The organism is Paraburkholderia sp. EG304 (assembly GCF_046543485.1).
Classification (GTDB): domain Bacteria; phylum Pseudomonadota; class Gammaproteobacteria; order Burkholderiales; family Burkholderiaceae; genus Paraburkholderia; species Paraburkholderia youngii.
The window spans coordinates 37250-43592 of sequence record NZ_JBKGUA010000054.1; the positions used below are offsets into that span (position 1 = coordinate 37250).

Annotated in this window: 6 protein-coding genes and 1 pseudogene; 5 read left to right on the plus strand and 2 right to left on the minus strand. The window is 61.0% G+C overall.

What is annotated here, in order from left to right:
• Nucleotides 1–19: 19 nt before the first annotated feature.
• Together benB and benA are read right to left on the minus strand one after the other, a co-directional pair.
• The gene (gene benB / locus ACLFKU_RS35925) at nt 20–511 is read right to left on the minus strand and encodes a benzoate 1,2-dioxygenase small subunit (protein WP_410852325.1); all 492 of its coding nucleotides are present in this window, start codon (nt 509–511) and stop codon (nt 20–22) included.
• On the minus strand, nt 508–1875 hold the full coding sequence (benA, locus tag ACLFKU_RS35930; RefSeq protein WP_410852326.1) for a benzoate 1,2-dioxygenase large subunit: 1368 nt from the start codon (nt 1873–1875) through the stop codon (nt 508–510). The genes benB and benA overlap by 4 nt, the downstream gene beginning before the upstream one ends.
• 445 nt (nt 1876–2320) lie before the next feature.
• Between benA and ACLFKU_RS35935 the strand changes: the two genes are divergently transcribed.
• The 5 genes and pseudogenes from ACLFKU_RS35935 to ACLFKU_RS35955 all read left to right on the plus strand — a co-directional run.
• A complete protein-coding gene (locus ACLFKU_RS35935; RefSeq protein ID WP_018434770.1) occupies nt 2321–3238 on the plus strand; it encodes a LysR family transcriptional regulator in 918 nt (305 codons plus the stop codon).
• A gap of 287 nt (nt 3239–3525) precedes the next feature.
• Complete coding sequence (locus ACLFKU_RS35940; RefSeq protein ID WP_410852327.1) at nt 3526–4299, plus strand: ABC transporter substrate-binding protein; 774 nt, start codon at nt 3526–3528, stop codon at nt 4297–4299.
• Between the two features lie 87 nt (nt 4300–4386).
• The gene (locus ACLFKU_RS35945) at nt 4387–5076 is read left to right on the plus strand and encodes an ABC transporter permease (protein WP_368582519.1); all 690 of its coding nucleotides are present in this window, start codon (nt 4387–4389) and stop codon (nt 5074–5076) included.
• The gene (locus tag ACLFKU_RS35950) at nt 5073–5786 is read left to right on the plus strand and encodes an ABC transporter permease (protein WP_410852328.1); all 714 of its coding nucleotides are present in this window, start codon (nt 5073–5075) and stop codon (nt 5784–5786) included. Before ACLFKU_RS35945 ends, ACLFKU_RS35950 begins: the two co-directional genes overlap by 4 nt.
• Nucleotides 5787–5818: 32 nt before the next feature.
• Nucleotides 5819–6214 (plus strand): annotated as a pseudogene (locus ACLFKU_RS35955) (ATP-binding cassette domain-containing protein); the annotation flags it as partial.
• Between the last annotated feature and the right edge of the window lie 129 nt (nt 6215–6343).

A 6343-nucleotide genomic window follows, 5' to 3' on the forward strand; every position in this document is an offset into this window, starting at 1 on the left:
TCTCCTGCAACCGCACCGGCTAGATGTGGTAGATGTCGATGACCTGATTGATGTAGTCGTTCTTCAGCACGACGTACTTGCTCAGGATTTGCGGCTCGGCGCCGTTGAAGTCGATCACGTAGCGCGACATGCCGAAGTAGCTGTAGTTCGTCCTGTAGCGATGGCTCAGCGTGTGCCAGTTGAAGCGCACCGTGTACACGCCGTTCTCCACGCTCTCCACTTCGACGTTCGCGACGTTGTGGCTCGTGCGCGTATCGGGCATCGTCGCGCTCGAACGCTCGGTCTTGATGCGGAACACGCGATCTTCGAGGCCCTGGCGGTTCGGGTAATAGATCAGCGAGATCTCGCGCTGCGGATCGGTGACGAGCTTGTCCTCGTCGTCCCACGACGGCATCCAGAACGACGCATCCGGGTGATAGCAGGCGAGCCACTCGTCCCATTGCTCGTCGTCGAGCAGGCGGCTTTCGCGGAACAGGAAAGCCTGAATATCGGTGATGGCGATGTTGCTCATGCGCGGCTCCCCGGCGCGTTCAGCGCCTTTTTCATCGTGTCGATCCAGTAGCGGTGCTGCACCGTGTAGAGGCCTTCGTCTTCGGTCTTTACACCGCTCATCACGGGGTTCAGGCCGATCTTTTGCGCGGCTTCGTCGGCGCCGTCGATCCAGTGCTTCGAACCGCGGCACATGTCGTTCCATTCGACCGCGCGGGCCGCGTAGCCCAACTGGCAGGCGCGGAATTCCTCGAGGTCGTCGGGCGTGGCCATGCCGCTCACGTTGAAGAAGTCCTCGTATTGCCGGATGCGGCGCGAACGCGCTTCGTCGGATTCGCCCTTCGGCGCGATGCAGTAGATCGTCACCTCGGTCTTGTCGACCGACAGCGGCCGCAGCACGCGAATCTGCGAGCCGAACTGGTCCATCAGATACACGTTCGGGTAGAGGCACAGGTTGCGCGAGTTCTGGATCATCCAGTCGGCGCGCTCGGCGCCGCAGCGCGCGGCGAATTCCTCGCGGCGGCTGAAGTTCGGACGGTCTTCGGGATTGGCCCAGCGCGTCCACAGCAGCATGTGGCCGTGCTCGAACGCGTAGAAGCCGCCGCCCTGACGGCCCCAGCTGCCCGCATCCATCGCGCGGATCTTGTCTTCGCGGGCGTTTTCTTCCTTGCGATGATTGGTCGTCGCCGCGTAGTTCCAGTGCACGGCCGACACGTGATAGCCGTCCGCGCCGTTTTCGGCGGTCAGCTTCCAGTTGCCTTCATACGTGTAGGTCGATGAGCCGCGCAGCACTTCGAGACCGTCTTCCGACTGGTCGACGATCATGTCGATGATGAGCGCCGCCTCGCCGAGGAACGTCTCGAGCGGCGGCACGTCATCGCTCAGGCTGCCGAACAGGAAGCCGCGATAGTTGCCGAAGCGCGCGAGCTTCTTCAGGTCGTGCGAGCCTTCCTTGTTGAAGCAGTCGGGATAGCCCGCGTCCGACGGGTCTTTGACCTTCAGCAGCTTGCCGCTGTTGTTGAAGGTCCAGCCGTGGAATGGGCACGTATAGGTCGCCTTGTTGCCGCGCTTGTGACGGCACAGCATCGCGCCGCGGTGCGTGCACGAATTGATGAACGCGTTCAGCTCGCCCTGACGATTGCGCGCGATCACGACCGGCTGCCGGCCCATATAGGTCGTGAAGTAATCGTTGTTGTTCGGAATCTGGCTTTCGTGCGCGAGATAAATCCAGTTGCCCTCGAAAATATGCTGCATTTCGAGTTCGAACAGACGCTCGTCGGTAAACGCGCTGCGATGCAGGCGGTAGTCGCCGCGCTCGCGGTCTTCCACGAGAAAGTCGTCGATGTTCTTCAGTTGTGGAGTGTGATCCGGATAGATCGGAATCATGCGTGTCTCCTGGTACGGACTGTCGGTATGCGTGCGAAGCACGCGTGTAGGGAGCGGCCTGCCTGCCGGGAGGCCGGCAGGCCGGTTGGTCTTTCACGTCGGGAGTGGAGGCGGTGCGCCTCCGGGCGTTGCGTCAGGTCGCGGCGCGCAAGGGCTCGACCTTCGGCACGAGAGGCGGGATATCGGTGGGCAACCCTTTCGACAGGGTTTCGATTTCAGCGTGTTTCATTGCTGCTCCTGAACTCTTTTAAGTCTTGGATCCCATGCGCGAGGAATTGCCTGCGCCGTCTCCGTGGGGCCGACCGACGCTTCAGACCGGGCCGAGTTGTCAATGCTCGGGAGGTATAATTTTGTGGGGCGTCTACGGTAACTGAAGGATAGTTGTCCGCCATTTGCATCGTCCAACACTGATTTAGTATCGGGACGATACTTAAAAGGTATTTTTATGGAATTGCGCCACCTGCGCTACTTCGTAGCCGTTGCCGAGGAATGCAACGTCACCAAGGCCGCCAAACGTCTGCATATTGCGCAGCCGCCGTTGAGCCGGCAGATCCAGCAGCTCGAAGACACGCTCGGCGTGCAGCTGTTCGAGCGCAACTCGCGGCCGCTGAAGCTGACCGAGGCGGGCCGCTTCTTCTATTCGCACGCGGTGCAGCTGCTCGCGCAAACGACGGAAATCGAGGCGATGACGCGGCGCGTCGGCAAGATCGAACGGAGTTTATCCGTTGGCTTCGTCGGTTCGACGCTGTACGGCATGCTGCCGAAAATCATCCGGCGCTTTCGTACCGAGAACAGCACCGTCGAGCTGAGCCTGCACGAGATGTCGACGATGGATCAGATCAAGGCGCTCAAGGAAGGCCGCATCGACGTCGGCTTCGGCCGCATTCGTCACGAAGACCCGAGCATCAAGCGTGTCGTGCTGCGCGAAGAACGGATGATCGTCGCGCTGCCCCTCGGCCATCCGCTGAGTGACGCGAAGCCGGTGCTGTCGCTGCACGACCTGACCAGCGAAACGCTGATCATCTTTCCGAAGGCGCCGCGGCCCAGTTACGCGGACCAGGTGCTGGCCGCGTTTCACGATCGCGGCCTGAAACCGCAGCGGCTCTACGAGACGCGCGAGTTGCAGATCGCGCTCGGCCTCGTCGCCGCGGGCGAAGGCATCTCGATCGTGCCGGCGAGCGTGTACGGCTTGCAGCGCGGCGACATCGCCTATAAGGACCTCGACGATCAGAACCTCGTGTCGCCGATCATCATGAGCATCCGCATGCTCGACGAATCGGCCGACATCCAGCGCATGCTCGAACTGATCTACGCGCTGTACGACGAACAGCACATGACCTATCTGCCGCCTTCGCATCAGTAGCGCGGTTCGCGCGGTTCGCGGCTAGATGCCCATGCGGGCATCGCCGTAACGAAGTTGTATGGACAAGCTATTTGCCACGGTATAGACCGCGGGTATACGCGAAAACTCGGGCTGCGCCCGCAGCCTTTCAATCAGCCTGACAATCCCGCCAACAAAGGCTTATACGCCTATTCCCCGTCTCCCCCCTGGGTGCGCGTAAGCACTAACCCTGATTGCCGCTCAACGGCCGTACGGGATAATTTGTCTATACAACATCGCACCTCGCAGCATCCCTCCCGGAGACTTTGATGAAGAAACTTGCCCTATCCCTCGCCCTCGCACTCGCCGCCACCGGCGCTTTCGCCAAAGATTGGTCCACGGTCCGCTTCGGCGTCGATGCGAGCTATGCGCCGTTCGAATCGAAAGCGACCGATGGCAAGCTGGTCGGCTTCGACGTCGACCTCGGCACCGAAATCTGCCGCCGTCTGAATGCGAAGTGCGTTTGGGTCGAGCAGGACTTCGACAGCATGATTCCGGCACTGAAGGCGAAGAAGTTCGACGGCGTGCTGTCGTCGATGTCGATGACGCCGAAACGTGCTGAACAGATCGCTTTCTCGTCGAAGCTGTTCAACACGCCGACACGGCTCGTCGCGAAGAAGGGCTCGGGTATCGCGCCGACCGCCGACTCGCTGAAGGGCAAGACGGTGGGCGTCGAACAGGGCACGATTCAGGAAACCTACGCGAAGACCTATTGGGAGGCGAAGGGTGTGAAGGTCGTGCCGTACCAGAACCAGGACGCGGTCTACACCGACCTGCAGTCGGGCCGTCTGGACGCGGCACTGCAAGACGCGGTGCAGGCTGACCAGGGCTTCCTGAAGACGCCGCGCGGCGCGGGCTTCGCGTTCGTCGGGGAGAACATCGACGATCCGAAGATCCTCGGCAACGGCGCGGGCATCGGCATGCGCAAGGAAGACGAAGATCTGAAGATCAAGGTCGACAAGGCGATCGCCGACATGATCAAGGACGGCACCTACAAGAAGATCGAGCAGAAGTACTTCGACTTCGACGTGTACGGCGGCTAAGCCCGCGCGCAACACCACGAGCCCGCTCCACCCGATCGGTAGACCCCGCGCGCATGCGCGGGTCGCTCCTTCAACAAGGACACTCCCATGCTGTTTCAAGGCTTCGGTCCGCTGCTCCTCGCGGGCACGTGGGTAACCATCAAGCTCGCGGTGCTGTCGCTGGCGGCGTCGTTCGCGCTGGGACTTCTCGGCGCCGCCGCGAAGCTGTCGACCAACCGCGTGCTTTCGCGCATCGGCGCGATGTACACGACGCTGATCCGCGCCGTGCCCGACCTCGTGCTGATGCTGTTGCTGTTCTACAGCATCCAGATCTGGCTCAATGAGCTGACCGACATGTTCAGCATGGAGCAGATCGACATCGATCCGTTTCTCGCCGGTGTGATCACGCTGGGCTTCATATACGGCGCGTACTTCACCGAAACCTTCCGCGGCGCGTTCCTTTCGGTGCCGCGCGGGCAGATCGAAGCGGGCTTCGCGTACGGCATGAGCGCGCGGCGCGTGTTCACCCGCATCCTGTTCCCGCAGATGATGCGCTTCGCGCTGCCCGGTATCGGCAACAACTGGCAGGTGCTCGTGAAGGCCACCGCGCTCGTGTCGATCATCGGTCTCGCGGACGTGGTCAAGGCATCGCAGGACGCCGGCAAGAGCACGCAGTCGTTCTTTTTCTTCACGCTGGCGACCGGGGCCATCTACCTCGCCATCACGACCATTTCGAACCTGGTATTGATCCGCCTCGAGAAGCGCTACTCGATCGGCGTACGGAGGGCCGCGCTGTGATCGAACTGATCCGTCAATACTGGCAGAACTACATTTTCACGGACGGCTTCAATTACACCGGCCTCGTCATCACGCTGTGGCTGCTGGTTGCATCGATCGTGCTGGGTTTCATGCTGGCCGTGCCGCTCGCGATCGCGCGCGCGTCGCGCAACCGTTACATCTCCGGGCCCGTCTGGCTGTTCACCTACGTGTTTCGCGGCACGCCGTTGTGCGTTCAATTGCTGCTGATCTACACGGGGCTATACAGTCTGCATTTCGTCCATTCGCACGCGATGCTCGACAGCTTCTTTCGCAATGCGATGAACTGCACGCTGCTCGCGTTCGCGCTGAACGAATGCGCGTACGCCACCGAGATCTTCGCAGGCGCGATCCGCGAGACCTCGCACGGCGAGATCGAAGCGGCTCAGGCTTATGGCATGTCGAAGTTCAAGCTGTATACGCGCATCATCCTGCCGTCTGCGCTGCGCCGGGCCCTGCCCTCGTACAGCAACGAGGTGATCCTGATGCTGCACGCGACCACGCTCGCGTTCACGGCGACCGTCCCCGACATTCTGAAAGTGGCGCGCGACGTCAACTCCGCGACCTACGCGACGTTCCAGGCGTACGGCATCGCGGCGATCCTGTATGCGGCGATCGTGTTCGCGCTGATCTGGGGCTTCCGCAAGATGGAAATCCGTTTGCTGGCTTATCTGAAACCGCAAGGGCATTAAAGCGCATTCGCGCCATGATGGAGCATACGAGCATGTACAAGCTGACAGTCGACGACCTGCACAAGAAGTTCGGCGACAACGAGGTATTGAAGGGCGTCTCGCTGAAGGCGAAGGCGGGCGACGTGATTAGCCTCATCGGGTCGAGCGGCTCAGGGAAAAGCACCTTCCTGCGGTGCATCAACTTTCTCGAATCGCCGTGCTCCGGGCGCATCACGCTTAACGGCGAGGAAATCAACACGAGCAGGGATCGCAACGGCTCGCTACGCGTGACCCATCCGAAGCAGTTGCAAACGATGCGCACGCGTCTCGCGATGGTGTTCCAGCATTTCAATCTGTGGGCGCATATGACGGTGCTCGAGAACATCATCGAGGCGCCGATCAGTGTGCTGGGATTGAGCCGCGCCGAAGCGGAAGAGCGTGCTCGCAAGTAGGTTCTGTCGCAGTAAGGAAAGGGAGTCAAGCAAATGCAATATACGAAGGATGACTTATGATGCCAGAGAATAAAATTGCTGGGCGGCGGACCGCGCAGTTTTGCTCGAACATTTCATCTGTCCTTT

Excerpts from the sequence above, each read along its gene's own strand:
- benB (WP_410852325.1), bottom strand. The coding sequence starts at position 511 with ATGAGCAACATCGCCATCACCGATATTCAGGCTTTCCTGTTCCGCGAA.
- benA (WP_410852326.1), bottom strand. The coding sequence starts at position 1,875 with ATGATTCCGATCTATCCGGATCACACTCCACAACTGAAGAACATCGAC.
- ACLFKU_RS35935 (WP_018434770.1), top strand. The coding sequence starts at position 2,321 with ATGGAATTGCGCCACCTGCGCTACTTCGTAGCCGTTGCCGAGGAATGC.
- ACLFKU_RS35940 (WP_410852327.1), top strand. The coding sequence starts at position 3,526 with ATGAAGAAACTTGCCCTATCCCTCGCCCTCGCACTCGCCGCCACCGGC.
- ACLFKU_RS35945 (WP_368582519.1), top strand. The coding sequence starts at position 4,387 with ATGCTGTTTCAAGGCTTCGGTCCGCTGCTCCTCGCGGGCACGTGGGTA.